General features: G+C 69.0%; 18 protein-coding genes. 7 read left to right on the top strand and 11 right to left on the bottom strand.

What is annotated here, in order from left to right:
* The first annotated feature begins 118 nt into the window (after nt 1-118).
* The 5 genes from EL337_RS01670 to EL337_RS01650 are packed head-to-tail and all read left to right on the top strand — an operon-like array spanning nt 119 to nt 3,803.
* Nucleotides 119-1,360, top strand: coding sequence for an amidohydrolase family protein (locus EL337_RS01670; protein WP_048632507.1), 1,242 nt, complete (start codon nt 119-121; stop codon nt 1,358-1,360).
* A 46-nt stretch (nt 1,361-1,406) separates the two neighbouring features.
* Nucleotides 1,407-2,102: an SDR family oxidoreductase gene (locus EL337_RS01665; RefSeq protein ID WP_048632508.1), complete on the top strand. Its 696-nt coding sequence runs from the start codon at nt 1,407-1,409 to the stop codon at nt 2,100-2,102.
* Between the two features lie 2 nt (nt 2,103-2,104).
* On the top strand, nt 2,105-2,881 hold the full coding sequence (gene cobM / locus EL337_RS01660) for a precorrin-4 C(11)-methyltransferase (RefSeq protein ID WP_197724244.1): 777 nt from the start codon (nt 2,105-2,107) through the stop codon (nt 2,879-2,881).
* Nucleotides 2,878-3,510 (top strand): 5,6-dimethylbenzimidazole synthase, encoded by a 633-nt coding sequence (gene bluB / locus EL337_RS01655; RefSeq protein WP_048632509.1) that lies wholly within the window; start codon nt 2,878-2,880, stop codon nt 3,508-3,510. The genes cobM and bluB overlap by 4 nt, the downstream gene beginning before the upstream one ends.
* Nucleotides 3,507-3,803, top strand: a complete 297-nt coding sequence (locus EL337_RS01650) for a hypothetical protein (protein WP_048632510.1) — start codon at nt 3,507-3,509, stop codon at nt 3,801-3,803. The genes bluB and EL337_RS01650 overlap by 4 nt, the downstream gene beginning before the upstream one ends.
* Nucleotide 3,804: 1 nt before the next feature.
* On the opposite strand, the gene EL337_RS01645 is transcribed toward EL337_RS01650, so the two are convergent.
* The 6 genes from EL337_RS01645 to EL337_RS01620 are packed head-to-tail and all read right to left on the bottom strand — an operon-like array spanning nt 3,805 to nt 9,016.
* The gene (locus EL337_RS01645; RefSeq protein ID WP_048632511.1) at nt 3,805-4,602 is read right to left on the bottom strand and encodes a DNA-formamidopyrimidine glycosylase family protein; all 798 of its coding nucleotides are present in this window, start codon (nt 4,600-4,602) and stop codon (nt 3,805-3,807) included.
* A 10-nt stretch (nt 4,603-4,612) separates the two neighbouring features.
* A complete protein-coding gene (locus EL337_RS01640) occupies nt 4,613-5,134 on the bottom strand; it encodes a bifunctional adenosylcobinamide kinase/adenosylcobinamide-phosphate guanylyltransferase (protein ID WP_048632512.1) in 522 nt (173 codons plus the stop codon).
* Nucleotides 5,131-5,868: a cobalt-precorrin-6A reductase gene (locus EL337_RS01635; RefSeq protein WP_048632513.1), complete on the bottom strand. Its 738-nt coding sequence runs from the start codon at nt 5,866-5,868 to the stop codon at nt 5,131-5,133. The genes EL337_RS01640 and EL337_RS01635 overlap by 4 nt, the downstream gene beginning before the upstream one ends.
* Nucleotides 5,868-7,358 (bottom strand): cobyric acid synthase, encoded by a 1,491-nt coding sequence (locus tag EL337_RS01630; protein ID WP_048632514.1) that lies wholly within the window; start codon nt 7,356-7,358, stop codon nt 5,868-5,870. The genes EL337_RS01635 and EL337_RS01630 overlap by 1 nt, the downstream gene beginning before the upstream one ends.
* Nucleotides 7,355-8,122, bottom strand: coding sequence for a precorrin-6A synthase (deacetylating) (gene cobF / locus EL337_RS01625; protein ID WP_048632515.1), 768 nt, complete (start codon nt 8,120-8,122; stop codon nt 7,355-7,357). The genes EL337_RS01630 and cobF overlap by 4 nt, the downstream gene beginning before the upstream one ends.
* A gap of 24 nt (nt 8,123-8,146) precedes the next feature.
* On the bottom strand, nt 8,147-9,016 hold the full coding sequence (locus tag EL337_RS01620) for a LysR family transcriptional regulator ArgP (protein WP_048632516.1): 870 nt from the start codon (nt 9,014-9,016) through the stop codon (nt 8,147-8,149).
* A 91-nt stretch (nt 9,017-9,107) separates the two neighbouring features.
* On the opposite strand from EL337_RS01620, the gene EL337_RS01615 reads away from it, so the two are divergent.
* Nucleotides 9,108-10,079, top strand: coding sequence for a GGDEF domain-containing protein (locus EL337_RS01615; RefSeq protein WP_232786797.1), 972 nt, complete (start codon nt 9,108-9,110; stop codon nt 10,077-10,079).
* Nucleotides 10,080-10,111: 32 nt separating this feature from the next.
* Here the strand turns inward: EL337_RS01615 and EL337_RS01610 are convergent, their stop codons facing one another.
* From EL337_RS01610 to EL337_RS01595, 4 genes are all read right to left on the bottom strand, one after another.
* A complete protein-coding gene (locus EL337_RS01610; RefSeq protein WP_048632517.1) occupies nt 10,112-11,272 on the bottom strand; it encodes an acyl-CoA dehydrogenase family protein in 1,161 nt (386 codons plus the stop codon).
* Between the two features lie 28 nt (nt 11,273-11,300).
* Nucleotides 11,301-12,791: a flavin-containing monooxygenase gene (locus EL337_RS01605; RefSeq protein ID WP_048632633.1), complete on the bottom strand. Its 1,491-nt coding sequence runs from the start codon at nt 12,789-12,791 to the stop codon at nt 11,301-11,303.
* 46 nt (nt 12,792-12,837) lie between these two features.
* Complete coding sequence (locus tag EL337_RS01600) at nt 12,838-13,551, bottom strand: cutinase family protein (RefSeq protein ID WP_048632518.1); 714 nt, start codon at nt 13,549-13,551, stop codon at nt 12,838-12,840.
* A gap of 277 nt (nt 13,552-13,828) precedes the next feature.
* Entirely contained in the window at nt 13,829-14,638 is an 810-nt protein-coding gene (locus tag EL337_RS01595; RefSeq protein WP_048632634.1) for a DUF5718 family protein, read from the bottom strand.
* 119 nt (nt 14,639-14,757) lie between these two features.
* Between EL337_RS01595 and EL337_RS29155 the strand changes: the two genes are divergently transcribed.
* Complete coding sequence (locus EL337_RS29155; RefSeq protein WP_264035372.1) at nt 14,758-14,886, top strand: hypothetical protein; 129 nt, start codon at nt 14,758-14,760, stop codon at nt 14,884-14,886.
* A 64-nt stretch (nt 14,887-14,950) separates the two neighbouring features.
* Here the strand turns inward: EL337_RS29155 and EL337_RS01590 are convergent, their stop codons facing one another.
* Nucleotides 14,951-15,247 (bottom strand): hypothetical protein, encoded by a 297-nt coding sequence (locus EL337_RS01590; RefSeq protein WP_048632519.1) that lies wholly within the window; start codon nt 15,245-15,247, stop codon nt 14,951-14,953.
* Between the last annotated feature and the right edge of the window lie 65 nt (nt 15,248-15,312).

The raw sequence follows: 15,312 nt of genomic DNA, 5'->3' as shown, positions 1-15,312 counted from the left end.
GAGTCATCCGGGACACCCCGGGCCGGGCGTATCGCAGCGCACACTCGACGTCCCGGCACACCCGGCCACTTACCGTTGCCATTACAGTAAGATCTTCCAGGAGCCCCTGGAGGTACCAATGACCCAAGTCGCCGAGCAGTTTCGGGATGCGCCCATCTTCGACGCCGACCAGCACATGTACGAGACGCCGGACGCGCTGACGAAGTACCTGCCGGAGCGGTACTCGCGGGCTGTGCAGTTCGGGCAGTTCGGGCGGCAGACGCGGATCGTCATCAACAACCGGGTGTCCGACTTCATCCCGAACCCCACGTTCGAACGGGTCGCCGCGCCGGGCGCACACGAGAAGTTCTTCGCCGGCGAGAACACCGAGGGCCTGACGCTGCGGGAGATGCAGGGCAAGCCGATCGAGGCGCCGGCGGCCACCCGCAATCCCGCAGACCGAGTGGCCGAACTGGACCGGCAGGGAGTCCGCGAGGCGCTCAACTACCCGACCCTGGCCAGTCTGATCGAGCACGCCACCGCGGACGATCCCGAGCTCACGCTGGCCGTTATCCATGCCTTGAACCAGTGGATGCTGGAGCACTGGAGCTTCGACTTTCAGGGCAGGGTCTTCTCCACCCCGATCATCAACCTGTCCGAGGTCGACGCGGCGCAACGCGAACTGGAGTACCTCCTCACCCACGGCGCCAAGGTGGCTTTGATCAAGCCCGGACCGGTCAACGGACTCCGCGGCTGGCGCTCACCGGCACTGCCCGAGTTCGACCCGTTCTGGCGCGACGTGCAGGCCGCGGGACTGCCGATCGTGTTGCACGCCAGCTACCCCCCGCTCGACGACTACGTCGGCACGTGGGAGCCGCCGCACACCCAGAACTTCATGGCGATGAGCGCGTTCCGCTGGATGGTGTTGGGGCACCGCGAGATCGCCGACATGATCACCAGCCTGATCTGCCACGGCACCTTGACCCGGTTCCCGGCGCTGCGCATCGCCAGCGTCGAGAATGGCAGCTCGTGGATCTTCCCGCTGTTCAACGACTTCGGAGAACTTGCCAAGAAGATGCCGCAGAACTTCCCCGAGCATCCCCTCGACGTCTTCCGCCGCAACATCTGGGTCAGCCCCTTCTGGGAAGGCTGTGTCTCCGACGTCGTTGCCACCGTCGGCTGGGACAAGGTCATGTTCGGTTCGGACTACCCGCATCCAGAGGGTCTCGCCGAGCCGAAGGGGTTCTGGAAGTACGCCGAGGGCATGGACGTTCGCCGCACGTACGACTTCATGGGCGACAACGCGCGCCGCTTCATGGGGCTGCCGCTCGCGAACCCGGATCCGTCGGCCGCGCAGCCACCCGCGCTCACCAACGCCTAGGCCCTTCAGCGTTCGCCTGAGGCCGACGCGCCTAGGGTGAACATCTATGACACTCACGTTGATCACAGGCGGCAACAAGGGCCTCGGCTACGAGTCGGCGCGCCGCCTCATCGAGCTGGGGCACACCGTCTACATCGGCGCACGGGATCTCGAACGCGGGAAGCAGGCCGCGGAGGAGCTCGGTGCCCGGTTCGTGCAGCTCGACGTCAGCGATGACGCGTCGGTGACGGCCGCAGCGGCCGAACTCACCGAGCGTGAAGGTCACCTCGACGTCCTCATCAACAACGCGGGGATCTCCGATGCGTTGCTCGCACCCGAGGACGTGACCGCCTCCGCCATGCAGGAGGTCTATGACGTCAACGTCTACGGCATCGTTCGCACGACGCACGCCTTCCTACCGCTGCTGCGCGCCGCACTATCGCCCGTCATCGTCAACGTCAGCAGCGGGCTGGGGTCCTTCGGGGTGGTGACCAACCCGGATCGCTTCGAGTCGGGTTTTGCCACCGTGGTGTACGGATCGTCCAAAGCGGCGGTCGGAATGTTGACCCTGCAGTACTCGAAGGCGTTGTCCGACATCAAGATCAACGTGGTCGACCCCGGTTACACCGCCACCGACATCAACGGCAACAGCGGCCATCAGACCGTCACCGAGGGCACCGACGCGATCGTCCGCCTGGCCACCATCGGCGCTGACGGGCCCACGGGCACCTTCTGGGACCGCCACGGCGTCCTGCCGTGGTGACAGTGCCCGTCCAGTTCGTCGGCGCGGGACCGGGGGCCGCGGATCTGCTGACCGTGCGCGCCACGCGCATGCTCGGCGAGGCCGACCTCGTCCTGTACCCGGGCAGTTACCTCGACCCGGGCGTGCTTGCGGGGTGCTCACCCGAAGCCGAACTCGTCGACACCGGTGACCTCGACCTCGACGCGATCATGTCCCGTCTGGTCGACGGCCACCGTGCAGGACGCAACGTCGTGCGGCTGGTGTCCGGCGACCCGTCGGTGTACTCGGCGGTCTCCGAGCAGACACGCCGACTCGACGCCGCCGGCGTGCCGTGGGCGGTGACGCCCGGCGTCCCCGCCTACGCCGCTGCGGCGGCCCGGGTGGGCCGCGAGCTGACGGTCCCGCTCGTCGCCCAGTCCGTGGTGCTCACGCGTACGCAGAAGCAATCCACGCAGATGCCGGAAGCGGAGTCGCTCAAGGCGTTTGCGGCCACGCAGGCGACGTTGGTACTGCACCTGGCCATCACGCGGATCCGCGATCTGATGGCAGAGATCGAGGACGACTACGGAACCGACTGTCCCGTGGTGGTGGTGTACCGGGCGTCGCAGCCCCAGGAGCTGGTGCTGCGCGGCACGATCGCCGACATCGCCGACGCGGTCGACGCGGCCGGCCTGCGCCAGGCGGCCGTGATCCTGGTCGGTCGGGCCTTGGCGGACCGGCCCGACCCGCACGCCGGGGAGAGCCACCTCTACGACCCGGCCCGGGACCGGTCGGCCGGCCGGAGGGAGGGCCTGCAGTGAACACCCTCTACGACGTCATCGGCCGCCGCCGCGACACCCGCCGCGAGTTCACCGGCGCGCCGGTTCGTGACGACGTGCTGCAGCGTGTGCTGCTCGCGGCGCACGCTGCTCCGTCGGTCGGCATGTCACAGCCGTGGGACTTCGTGCTGGTGCGCTCACCGGAGACGCTGCGGACTTTCCGGGACCACGTCTCGGGCGAGCGTGCGGAGTTCGCGAAGGATCTCTCCGGCGAGCGGGCTGAGACATTCGCGACTATCAAGATCGAGGGGATCTGTGAGTCGGGGCTGGGCATCGTCGTGGGCTACGACCCGACCCGCGGCGGTCCCCAGGTGCTCGGCAGGCACGCCATCGGAGACGCCGGGCTGTACTCGGTGGTCTGCGCCATCCAGAATCTCTGGCTCGCAGCGACTGTCGAAGGACTGGGCGTCGGCTGGGTGTCCTTCTACCGCGAGGACTTCCTGCGCTCGCTGGTCGGTATGCCTGACCACGTGCGGCCCGTCGCGTGGCTGTGCGTCGGCGCCGTCACCGAGCTTCCCGACGTCCCCGACCTGGAGCGCTTCGGCTGGCGCGCACGCTCCTCCCTGGAGACCGTGCTACACGAGGAGCGCTACCGGGCGCGCCCGACGTGAGCGACCCACCGAAGACGGACGACGGACACTACGTCGTGATCGACGGCCGCCGATGGCGCGCGACGGACCCGGCCATCCCCGAGGAGCGCCGGGCCGAACTCACCCACATCCTGATGGCCTGGCGGCGCGAAGTGCGACGGACCCGCGGCACCGACGGCGAGAAGGCCGCACGCGCGGGCGTCAACGCGGCCAAGGTCGCCTTGGGTGAACGCGGGACGCCGCCCTGGTGGGAGCAGACCGACACGCAGCGACGCCAACGGTGGGAGGCCGACGTGCCGGTGCCGGCGACCTGACCTACCCCGGACCCGGCTGGCAGCTGGGACACCACCACGTGCGGCGTCGCTCCGGGTCGTTGGCGACCTCGGCACGCACCAGAATCGTTGTGCCACAGCGCAGGCACGGCCGACTCGCCCGCCCTGCGACCCAGTGTGTCTCGCCTTTCCTCCGGTTCCCCGTCGTCACCTGCATCGCACCCGGCACTGTCGCCGAGTGGCGCAGCGCCCTCGCCCCGAGTTCCAGCAGTCGACGCGTGTCCACCGCACCCACCGGCGTCCACGGGTTGTGGCCGCGCAGGAAGCAGAGTTCGTTGGCCCACAGGTTGCCGAATCCTGCCACGCAGCGCTGATCGAGCAGCGCCGCCACCAGCGGCCGATCCCGATCCTGTCCCACGCGCCGGACCGCCTCGTCCAGATCCCAGTCCTCGCGCAGGGGGTCAGGGCCGAGGTGGCCGACGACGTCCACCTCGTCGCGGGTACGCAGGAGTTCGACCACGGGGAGCCGCACACCGTAGGCCGCGGGACCGTCGGTGCGCAGCACCACCCGCACATCGGGCATGACCGCGCGCGGCAACCAGCGCCCGCTCGACGAGATGGTCCACGAGCCGGACATGCGCAGGTGGGTGTGCAGCGTGACACCGCCGGACAGCCTGGTGAGCAGGTGCTTGCCGTGCGTGCCGTGCGCCAGCACCGTCCGCCCGGACAGATCATCGCCTGCGTGCGCGGCGACCCGCACCTGGCCGTGGGTCAGCACGCGATCACGCAGCGCACCGTCGAGCCGGCGCGCCAACGCGAAAACCGAGTCCCCCTCAGGCACGTCGTTCCCGTCAGATCCTCAGAACCCGGCCTGCGATCACCAGGTGCACTTCGTCGCACACCACCGCGACCCGCTGATTCACCATGCCGAGCAGATCGCGGAACAGCATTCCGGAGCGGTGCGAGGGCACCACGCCCAGCCCGACCTCGTTGGTCACCACGATCGACTCCTGTTGTGCGGCAAGCGCATCACACAGCTCCGTGACCCGGGCATCGACGGCATCGTGGGCGGCTCGGGAGGTGGCGTCCCACAGGCCGTCGTCCAGCACCGCGACCAGCCAGGTGCCGAGGCAATCGACGAGGACGGTGCCGTCGGCCTCGCGGACGGCGCCGGCCACATCCGTGGTCTCGACGGTGCGCCAGTGCGCCGGACGGCGCCCGCGGTGCAGAGCGACGCGTGCGTCCCAGTCGGGATCGCTGCCGTCGGCGGGGCGGCCCGGCGCGATGTAGGTGACGTGCTCCGCGTCGACGAGCAGTCCCTCGGCGTGACGGGACTTTCCGGAGCGCACGCCGCCGGTGACCAGGACCCTCACCGGGAACCCCCACGTAGTAATCGCACCCAGGCCGCGGCCTCGGGCACGGCGTGCACGGTCGGCACCCCGGGCTCCCGGGGCGGGCGCGCCACGACGACCACCGGCACGCCGAGCTTCCCGGCGGCGTCCATCTTCGGCCACGTGTACGGGCCGCCGGAGTCCTTGGTGATGAGCACGTCCGTGCGATGCCCCGCCATCAGGTCCAGCTCCCCGTCCAGCGTGTAGGGGCCGCGGTCCATCACCAGCTGCCAGGTGGCGGGCATCTGCACCTCCGGGGCCTGTACGACGCGCGCCAGCACAGCACGGTCGCGCAGGTCCGGGATGAAGCGGTCCAGTTCCTGTCGGCCGACGGTCACGAACGGTCGCTCACCGAGGAGGCGCGCGGTGCCCGCCGCCTGCTCGTGGCTGTCCACCCAGTGCCACGAACCGGTGGAGCGGTCGGCCCAACCGGGCCGTTCCAGCCGCAGCAGCGGCACGTCGGTGCACGCGGCGGCGGCGTTGGCCGAGATGTTCTTCGCGAAGGGATGGGTCGCGTCGACTACGGCGTCGAACCCGGCCAGAGCCGCGCGCAGTCCGTCGACCCCACCGAAGCCGCCCACCCGGACCTCCCCCACCGGCAGCCGGGGACGGTCGACGCGCCCGGCCAGCGAGGTGGTCACGTCGATGCCGTCCACGGTGAGGAGTTCGGCGAGCGCGCGCGCCTCGGAGGTTCCGCCGAGCAGCAGGATCCGCATCACGGCGCCCCCGGAGGCAGGAACGGAAGGTGCTGCGGCGCGCCGTGGTTGGCTAGTTCGACGAGCGCGTCGACGTCGAGATGCTGCTCGACGAGATCGCCGAGCAGGTCGATGCGCGCTTCCCGGGCCCCGGCGAAGGAGACCCCCGAGGCGTCGAGGCCGAGCGCCTCGTGTAGGAAGGCTGCCCGCAGCGCGTCACCTTCGAAGGTGCCGTGCCACATCGTGCCCCACACCGACCCGCAGTGGCCTCCCCCGGGGAACTCCCCGACCTCGCGGCCCACCGTGATGCGGCCGTGGTGGATCTCGTAGCCTGTCGCCGGCACGCCCCGCCACTGTCCATGCGGAAGCCGAAGTGCTTTTTCGGCAACGAAATTCGTCTCGACGTCGAGCAGACCGAGTCCCTCGACCTCGGCGGCGTCGTCCCCCTCGATGCCTTCCGGGTCGCGGATGACCGACCCCAGCATCTGAAAGCCGCCGCAGATGCCGAGAACCGGCTTGCCTGCGGCAGCGTGGGCGAGGACCGCACGGTCGAGTCCGCGGGAGCGCAGCCACGACAGGTCCGCGATCGTCGACCGGGTTCCCGGCAGCACCACCAGATCCGCATCGGCCAGAGCGCTTGGCTGCGAGGCGAATACGAGGTCGAGGTCGGGTTCGAGGCCGAGCGCGTCGACGTCGGTGAAGTTGCTGATGCGGGGCAACCGCACGACGGCCACCCGTCGGGCGCCTCGCCGCGCGGACCGGCGGCTCTGGAGGTCGAGGGCGTCCTCGGAGTCCAGCCAGACGTCAGGCCGCCACGGCAGCGTTCCGTACACCGTCCTGCCGGTGACACGTTCGAGATCACGGAGCCCGGGCGCCAACAGGTCGAGATCTCCGCGGAATTTGTTCACGACGAAGCCGGCGATCAGCCGCTGGTCCTCGGGCGAGAGCAGGGCGACGGTGCCGAAGAACGCGGCGAAGACGCCGCCGCGATCGATGTCGCCGACGACGATCGCAGGCATATCGGCATGGCGCGCCAGTCCCATGTTGACGTAATCGCCTGCCCGCAAATTGATCTCGGTAGGGCTGCCCGCCCCTTCGGCGATAACGATGTCGTAGCGGGCGGCCAGGTCGTCGAACGCGGCATATGCGGCGTCGGCCAGCGCCCGTCGTCCCTCCAGCCAGTCGGACGACGACACGTGCCCCCACGGCCGGCCCATCAGCACGACATGGCTGCGGCGGTCGCTGCCCGGCTTCAGCAGCACCGGGTTCATCGCCGCTTCCGGGGTCACGCGCGCGGCGACGGCCTGAACCCATTGGGCCCGGCCGATTTCCACTCCGCCATCGCCGGACTCATCCCCCGGCTCTGCGCACACCATCGAGTTGTTGGACATGTTCTGCGCCTTGTACGGCGCCACCTTGAGTCCCCGGCGCGCCAACGCCCGGCACAGCCCGGTGGTGACCGCGGTCTTGCCCGCGTCACTCGTCGTTCCCGCGACCAGCAGCCCCGTCATCGCGACTTCCTGAGCAGGAACGCATCCATGACCCAGCCGTCATGCTCGTGGGCGGCGATCCGCGCCTCGGCGATGTCGGGAAGCACGTCTCGCAGCCGACCGGTGACCAGCCGCTCGCCGTCGGCGCCGAGGTTGGCACCCCACCAGATCGACCAGTCATCGAGACCGGTGAAGTCGAGGCGGTCCGGCGGGGGATTGAGCATCGCGACGATGTTGTCCAACCCGGCGGCGACCGCCTCCTGCAACCGGCGGCCGGTGGTGATGTGCACCGGCCGTCCGACCTCGTGCAGGACGATGCGGTGCCGGGCGGCGAGCAGTTGCGGCGCGCTGATCCCCGCCAGCACGTCGAACTCGAGGTCGACACCCAGACCGCGCACCTTCTCGACGATGCGGATGGTCGAGTCGTACAGGGACGGGTCACCCCAGACCAGGAACGCGGCCGTCCCGCCCCGCGTGCGGAGCACTTCGGCGTACTGGGCCGCTCGGGCGTCGTGCCAATCGGTCACCGCCCCCTCGTATCCTCCCGTGGTCAACGTGGTCGAGCGGTCACGCTGCGGGTCGGGCAGTGCGACCAGTTCGGCCGGACCGCGCGGGCCGGGGTGAGCCTCGACGATGGCGCGACGCACCGCGAGCAGACGGTCGTCGGCGGACTTCTCCGCCGCCATGACGTAGTCGACCGTGCCCAGCGCGGTAGCGACCTCGCCGGTGACGTGCTGCGGGCCCATGCCGACGCCGAGGATCCTGATCCGTACCGGCTCGCCCATGTCAGCGATTGTCCCTGGCGGCGATCAACGGCGGCGGAGCAGCCCCGCGGCGGCCGTCTGGACGACGTCGGTGACCCGCCCGACGATCGTGCTGTCGAGCTTCCAGCACTGCCAGTACAGCGGCACGTCCAGGTGCTGATCGCTGATCGGGACGAAGGACTCGTCGATCAGCTGCGTCGGGTACATGCCCCACCCCAGCCCGGCGTGCACCCCGGCACCGAACCCGGCGGCGGTCGGGATGTAGTGGGTGGGCCGCCGTACCGATCGGCGGAACACCTTGCGCACCAGTTGATCCTGGAGCGCGTCATCGCGGTTCCACGCCAGCGACGGTGCGCGCGCCACGGCGTCGAGGGTGAAGCCGTCGGGCAGATGGCGCTGCACGTAGGCCTCGGTGGCCACCGGCAGGTACCGCATGACCCCGAGCGGCTGCACGCGGCACCCGCTCACCGGCGTCCGTTCGGTGGTCACGGCGCCCATCACCACGCCCTCGCGCAACAGTCGGGCTGAATGGTCCTGATCCTCGATCCGCACGTCGAACAGCACGTCCGGGAGCCGCGCGAAGACGTCGGTGAACCACGTCGCCATCGAGTCGGCGTTGACCGCGAGCGCGATCCGCGGGGCGTCGGCGCTGCCGCCGCGCAGTTCGGCGAGGGCTTCGGACTCCAGCAGGGACGTCTGAGATGCCAGTCGCAGCAACGGCACGCCTGCCGCGGTGGCGACACACGGTTTCTCCCGCAGCACCAGGACCTGGCCCACCCGCTGCTCGAGCGCTTTGATCCGCTGGCTGATGGCCGACGGGGTGACGTGCAGGCGGTCGGCGGCGGCGTCGAAGCTGCCGCACTCGACGACCGCAGCCAGGGCCGCAAGTTGTCCGCCGTCGAGCTGGTCTGACACATCAGCGATGCTAATCCGTGCCGCACGTTCATCAGCGCTGCTGACGCGCCGTGGGCCGGGGCCACTGCGGGTTTTCTTCTAGGCTGAACCGGTGGTGGTCAACGCTCGCGCCGAGGTCAATCCCCTGGTGCGGCCGTTGGACGACCTGCTTCGGCGGCGGATGCTGCTCACCTACTTCGTAATCGTGCTGGTCATGTACGTGCTGGCACTCGTCCAGGCCCTGGCCATCGACACGCCAAGCTCGGACGCGCGCGGCGAGGTGATCGCCCTGGTCGTGACCGCGGTGGGCCTGCTGTTGGCGCTGCCGACGCCACTGGCCGGGTGGCGTTACGCGGTGGCGCTGCTGTGCGTGGGCGCGGCCCCCGTCACCGCCATGCTGTTCCACGAGCGACTGGTCGCCCAGGTCTGGTCTGTCGTGCCCCTGATGTTCGTGGCGATCTTCGTCCGGACCTGGCACACGGCGCAGGCGACCCGCGTCGCGGTGGGTGTGCTGGCGGGCGCGGCTGTGGCGGCGCTGCTGGTGGCCCCGGCCCCGGTGCCAGTGATGTGGCTGGCGCTCTACGTGCTCAGCATCGTCGGTGCCGCCGAGATCTTCGGGCTCAGCAACTCGGCACTGCTCGATGCAGCGTTCCGGGACCCCCTCACGCTGGTGTGGAATCGAGCAGGCACCCGACGGCAGGCGGGCCGGTTACTGGCCCGGGCGCGGCGCCGCCGGCACCAGGTGGCCGTCATCGTCTTCGACATCGACGACTTCAAGGGCGTCAACGACAGGGGCGGTCACGCGGTCGGCGACCGGGTGCTCACCGACGTCGCAAGACGGTGGCGTGAGCAGATCCCGTCATCGGGCGTGATCGGGCGGATCGGGGGCGACGAGTTCGTGGTGATCGTCGGCGATTGCGACGACGGTGCCGCGCGCGAGCTGGCCGACCGGATGTCGGGAAACCTGGCTGTCGACGTCACCTACGGCGCCGCCGCGGGCCGGGCCGACCGGCGGGCCGTCGAGACCCTGTTCGCGGCGGCCGACCGCGACCTCTACACCCGCAAGCGGGCGCGCCGGACCTGATCGTGACCAGAAGCGTTGTTGCGTAACGCTTATCAGATGTCGAGGCCACCGCGCTTGACGAGCTGCTTGACGATGACACCCTTCTGGATCTCGTTGGTCCCCTCACCGACGATCATCAGCGGCGCATCGCGGAAGTAGCGCTCGACGTCGTACTCGGTGGAGTAGCCGTAGCCGCCGTGCACCCGGACGGCGTCCAGTGCGATCTGCATCGCCGCCTCGGAGGCGAAGAGTTTCGCCATCCCTGCCTCCATGTCGCAACGCTCACCGGAATCGAATTTCCGGGCCGCGTCGAGCAGCAACGACCGCGCCGCGTAGAGCTTGGTACCCATGTCGGCGAGCAGGTTGCCGACGGACTGGTGTTCCCAGATGGGCTTCCCGAAGCTCTGACGGTCCTGTGCGTAGCTCAGCGCATCGTCGAACGCCGCACGAGCGACACCTGTTGCGCGGGCAGCGACCTGGAGCCGGCCCACCTCAAGGCCCTTCATCATCTGTGCGAAACCTTGGCCTTCGACACTGCCCAACAGCGCATCGGCGGGGACGCGGCAGTCCGCGAAGTTCAGCTCGCACGCCTCCACACCCTTATAACCCAGTTTGGGCAGGTCTTTGGAGATCGAGAAGCCAGGCACCTTCTCCACCAGCAGGATCGACACGCCGCGGTGCGCGGGCTGCGCCTGCGGATCGGTCTTGCACAGCAGCGCAACCAGATCCGACCGTCGAGCGTTGGAGATCCAGGTCTTGCTGCCGTTGATGACGTACTCGTGCGCGTCGCCGTCGCGGCGGGCCACCGTTCGCATGGCCTGCAGATCGGACCCGCCCCCGGGCTCGGTGAGCGCCATCGTCGCGCGGAGCTCCCCGGTGGCCATGCGTGGGAGGTACTTCTGCTTCTGCTCCTCGGTGCCGAACAGCAGGATGAGCTTCGAGACCACGGTGTGGCCGCCCATCGCGCCGGCCAGGCTCATCCAGCCGCGGGCCAGCTCTTCGGCCACCTGCACGTAGCACGGCATCGACACGGCGCCGAATCCGTACGGTTCGGGGATGGACAGCCCGAAGATGCCCATCTTCTTCATCGCTTCGATGAGCTCTTCGGGATAGGCGTTGGCGTGCTCAAGCTCGCGCACCACCGGCCTGACCTGCTTGTCCACGAACTCGCGAGCAGTCCGGACGATGGCCTCTTCTTCGGCCGCGAGCTTCATGCCTGGGACGATACGCGGGCGGCTGCAGCTAACAGGACAGCAGATTCCAGTAGGCCTGCTCACGTTCGCTGAGCTGGTTGGAGGTAACGGCGCCGAACTCCGCGGCCTCACGCGCGAACGTGTCGGCGGCGTCGGGTAGCGCGTCCGGGCCCTGCAGCCGGAAGCAGCTCGGTGCCAACGGGCCGAAAAGGAGTGCGCGGCGCAGATCCGGCCAGTCGGCCGGCGTCGGCTCGCAGCCGGCGGCTCGGGCGAATGCCAGGGCGACCAGGTTCATCCTGGTTTTCTGCGGCATGCCCCGCCGCGCCCGGTACGCCTGGATCGCCGCCTGCGCGGCGGTGCCGCTCGGCGTCGGCACAATTCCTGCCCACGTGTAGGCCACCCATCTGGCCTGCAACTCCAACGGGACGAAGTAGCCGCCGGACTGGTCCCACATGCCGACGAACGCAAGACCGGGGAGGTCGGGATGGAAGGTGTAGCGGTCGGCGTCGAGGTGCACCTCGTCGATGCCGACCGTCGCCCTGATGTCGTCGCTCAGGAAGGGGATGTCGAGTGCGAAACCGGTGCCGAACAGAATGCCGTCGAAATCCTCACTGCGGCCGTCACCGAACGTGACGGTCCGACCGGACACGGACGTCGGCCAGGAACGGACGGCGATCCTGCCTTCGGCCACCAGCGGGAGATAATGCTGGCTGAGTGTCACGCCCGCGGCGAACAGCGACGGATCGGGAGCCGGTGCGCCGTACTGCTCGGGGCTGCCGCCGGCCTCGACGACGATTTCCCGCAGCTGCCTGTCGACCTCGGCCGGCGCGAGCTCCTCGCTGGCCAGGGCCCCGTACCTGGTGAAGATCCGGTGGTCCGAGGGCACCCCCGCGGCGAATTTGGGCAGTACATAGCGTTGGCGGCGCTGCGTCATGACGACCCGTGCCGCGCCACGTTGGGCCAGCTCCGAGGCGATTTCCAGTGCGCTCACGGCACAGCCCGCGACGAGGACGCGGCTGTTGCGATACTGCTCGGCATCCCTGAAGTGGTAGGCGGCAACCGCTCCCGCCGCTCCGGTGAAGCTGTCGAGACCGGGCATCGCAGCGAGTACCGGTGTGCGGAATCGGCCGCTGGCCACCACCACTTTGTCGAAACGCTCGGCGATCCCGTCGTGTTCGACGACCCACGGTGCGGACGTGTCCGCGTCATCGCGCCACACCTGGGTGACCTTGCTGCGCAGCCGAATTCGGTTGTCCAAGCCGAAAGTCTCGGCATACCGGTTCAGGTACGCGAGGACATCGGAGTTGGCCAGGAAGGTCTCGCCGCCGTCATGTGCGAGGTCACTGAACGCGGTGAGGATCCGGCTGGTGTTCGTGTACATGCCCGGCCACACGCCGCTGGCGCCGGGAAGGCCCGTCCATTGCCCGCCCAGGGTCGCCGCCTGTTCGAACACTGTCGGCTCGAACCCGTGTGCCTGCAACCACCGCGCGGACACCAGGCCCCCCGGCCCCGCACCGATCACCGCCACGCTCTGCGCCACGTGGGCACTGTGCCACGCAATCACCGGCCAGGTGGCCGGTTCGGGATCAGCCGACGGTGGTCGACATGTCGGTGACCGACGCAGCCGGGCTGCCCGCGGGGATCTTCGCCGCGACGAAGTTTGCCGCCTGCTGGGTGAGGCCGGTCTGCACGTACTGGCTGTGCGCCGGGCGGTCATCGCCGGTGGAGCACACCGGGTCGGCACCGTTGCACAGATCGATCGTCTTGGCGCCGTAGAGCGGGCTGAACGCCGTCAGTGACCGGCCGATCTTGTTGGACGGGTTTCCGAAGACAGCGACCGCAACCACATGGTCGGCAACCGTGGACGGCATCGGGCGACCGAAACCGAAGGTGGCGGCGGGATCTGCGGTGATCAGGTCCACCGCCGCGGCGCCCTGTGAGTATCCGCCGATCACGATGCTGGTCGTGGGGCACGAGGCCGCGGTGGCCTGGATGTGTGCGCTGGCGTCATCGGCGCCGACCGGCGCGGACTGCAAAAAGTCGTAGGAGGCAGGGTAATTCACCGCATACGAGCTGACGGTGCGCCCCGGCAACTGGTTCTGCAGATCGTCGACGAACGCCTGACCGACCCGCCCGAGCCCGGCAGGTTCCGCCGTGCCGCGGGCGAACACCACCTCGACATCGGAACAGGACTCGGCGGCTTGCGCATTCGCAGCGCCGGGACCGATCAGGCCGGCGGCCAGAACTCCTCCGGCACCGGCCAACACCAATGCGCGGCGGACGGAATTGCGATCGGACATGGCGTTCTCCTCGGTCGTGGCCGCGCGGTCGGCGACACTTGATGGAATGCCGGGACGTCCGCAGAAATTCCACCCCGAGGTCCACGATCCGATTAATGGTGGCTAGCACCCACCCTCCGCCCGGTTGGCGGGTATGCCGTTTTGTGCGGAGACCGCCGTTGCACGTCGTTCTCGGCGCAGGGCGCCGACTCTGGACGCGACAGAATCCACCTTGCGCAGCGCTCTACTCGACCGTCCTCTGCAACAAAGTGGATGTCGAGACTGGGGTCGAGCTGTGCTATCGGACGCTCTGCCGCAACTCCGCCGCGGCGTCGGACTCGGTGTCATAGACCCGCACGATCGCCTGGTCGCCCTGTTTGAGGAACGTGGACTCGCCCAGCGGGGTGTAGCGCGTAGCGCCGATTCCGATCAGGACGTTCTCCGGGTGACCGCTGGCGACCATCAGGGCGCCCACGTCCTCCAGAGGCGTGTCGGGCGAACCTTTCTGGTTGGCCAGACGCTCGACGATCCAGTCCAGCAGCACCTCGCCGTAGTACGAGTAGCCGATCAGCGGGCTGTCGACGCCGTACTCGTGTTCCTCGCCATCGGAGCGCAGGAAGCAGACCAAGCGCAGTGTCGCGGTCGGGCCGTCGGGGGTGAGGTCACTGATGTCGAAGAACTGTGACGAGACGCCCTTGGACGCGGGGCCCCAATTCTTCTTGTGGCTGATCTTCGGTGCGCCCGGTCTGCGGATCGAGCAGTCGTTGAAGGCCCCGAGGGCGAACGGCTGCAGGGTGACCACGGTGTCGCCGTCCCACACGACCCGGCAGGCCAGCCCCACCTCGGGTTCGATCTGCAGGTTCAGCGGCCCGGAGAACTCCGGGCTCTCGCCCGGCAACACGATCTCGTCGTTCGACAGCGGAAACTCGCCGAGGAACGTGTCGGACCCGGGCGCATACCAGGGGAAGATCCCTTTGGGCGCAGCGCCCTCGCTGGCGACGTTGACGAAATCGACGGCTTCACCTGCCTGTTCGAGGTGTCCTGCGAAGTTGCCCGCGACGCCGAAGCCGAACCAGTTGCGCATCTCGCTCAGGGAGATCTCGATCACGTCCAGCAGCGTACGCGGGTGCCGAGGCACTGCAGACGCTGGACCCGGCGTCCACAAACGGAGTCTTACGGGCGCTCGTGCACGGGTACTCGTCCCGCACGCCGACGGAAGGAACAGTTATGGGCAAGACCAACGACGAGACAGAGCGCCCCGACCCGACGCCCGCAGGCCCGGTCGACCACGGCCGGGACGGGGGTATGGCCACGCGGGAGATAGCGCCCGAGCTGACCGAACCCGATCAGGACTGACAGCCACGCACGGACGCCGCCGGGTCACCAGACCCAGCGGCGCTCGGCACGAGGACAATGAGGATCAGGGGTAGTTGAGGCCACAGGACACCGTGACCATCACCGTGTTGACGGCCTCGCCCTCGGTCATGCTGTCGACGTCACAGTTCTGCAGCATTCCGTCGTCGTTGCCGACCACCTGCACACTCTTGCCTTCAGCCTGCAGCCGTGCCACCTCTTGCGCGGCGTTGGGTCCCGCGCCTGCGGTATCTCCCGGCTGCGGTGCGGGGTCCTCGGGCTCGGCCGCCGCGACGGCAGAGAAGGTCAGTGCTGCTGCGACAGCGGCCGTGCACGTGCCGGCCGTGAGCATGATGCGGTTCATGACACACCTCTCGTGATCTCGGGTTCCGGTGACAGGACGGGTTCACATCCAGGCCTTGCGAACTC

Source organism: Mycolicibacterium aurum (assembly GCF_900637195.1).
Classification (GTDB): Bacteria; Actinomycetota; Actinomycetes; order Mycobacteriales; family Mycobacteriaceae; genus Mycobacterium; species Mycobacterium aurum.
The sequence above is the reverse complement of the archived record's forward strand: the minus strand, read 5'-3'. Positions and strand labels throughout refer to the sequence as shown.

Excerpts from the sequence above, each read along its gene's own strand:
- EL337_RS01610 (WP_048632517.1), bottom strand. The coding sequence starts at position 11,272 with ATGAAGCTCGCGGCCGAAGAAGAGGCCATCGTCCGGACTGCTCGCGAG.
- EL337_RS01630 (WP_048632514.1), bottom strand. The coding sequence starts at position 7,358 with ATGACGGGGCTGCTGGTCGCGGGAACGACGAGTGACGCGGGCAAGACC.
- EL337_RS29155 (WP_264035372.1), top strand. The coding sequence starts at position 14,758 with ATGGGCAAGACCAACGACGAGACAGAGCGCCCCGACCCGACGCCCGCA.
- EL337_RS01590 (WP_048632519.1), bottom strand. The coding sequence starts at position 15,247 with ATGAACCGCATCATGCTCACGGCCGGCACGTGCACGGCCGCTGTCGCA.
- EL337_RS01670 (WP_048632507.1), top strand. The coding sequence starts at position 119 with ATGACCCAAGTCGCCGAGCAGTTTCGGGATGCGCCCATCTTCGACGCC.
- cobF (WP_048632515.1), bottom strand. The coding sequence starts at position 8,122 with ATGGGCGAGCCGGTACGGATCAGGATCCTCGGCGTCGGCATGGGCCCG.
- EL337_RS01600 (WP_048632518.1), bottom strand. The coding sequence starts at position 13,551 with ATGTCCGATCGCAATTCCGTCCGCCGCGCATTGGTGTTGGCCGGTGCC.
- EL337_RS01665 (WP_048632508.1), top strand. The coding sequence starts at position 1,407 with ATGACACTCACGTTGATCACAGGCGGCAACAAGGGCCTCGGCTACGAG.
- EL337_RS01635 (WP_048632513.1), bottom strand. The coding sequence starts at position 5,868 with ATGCGGATCCTGCTGCTCGGCGGAACCTCCGAGGCGCGCGCGCTCGCC.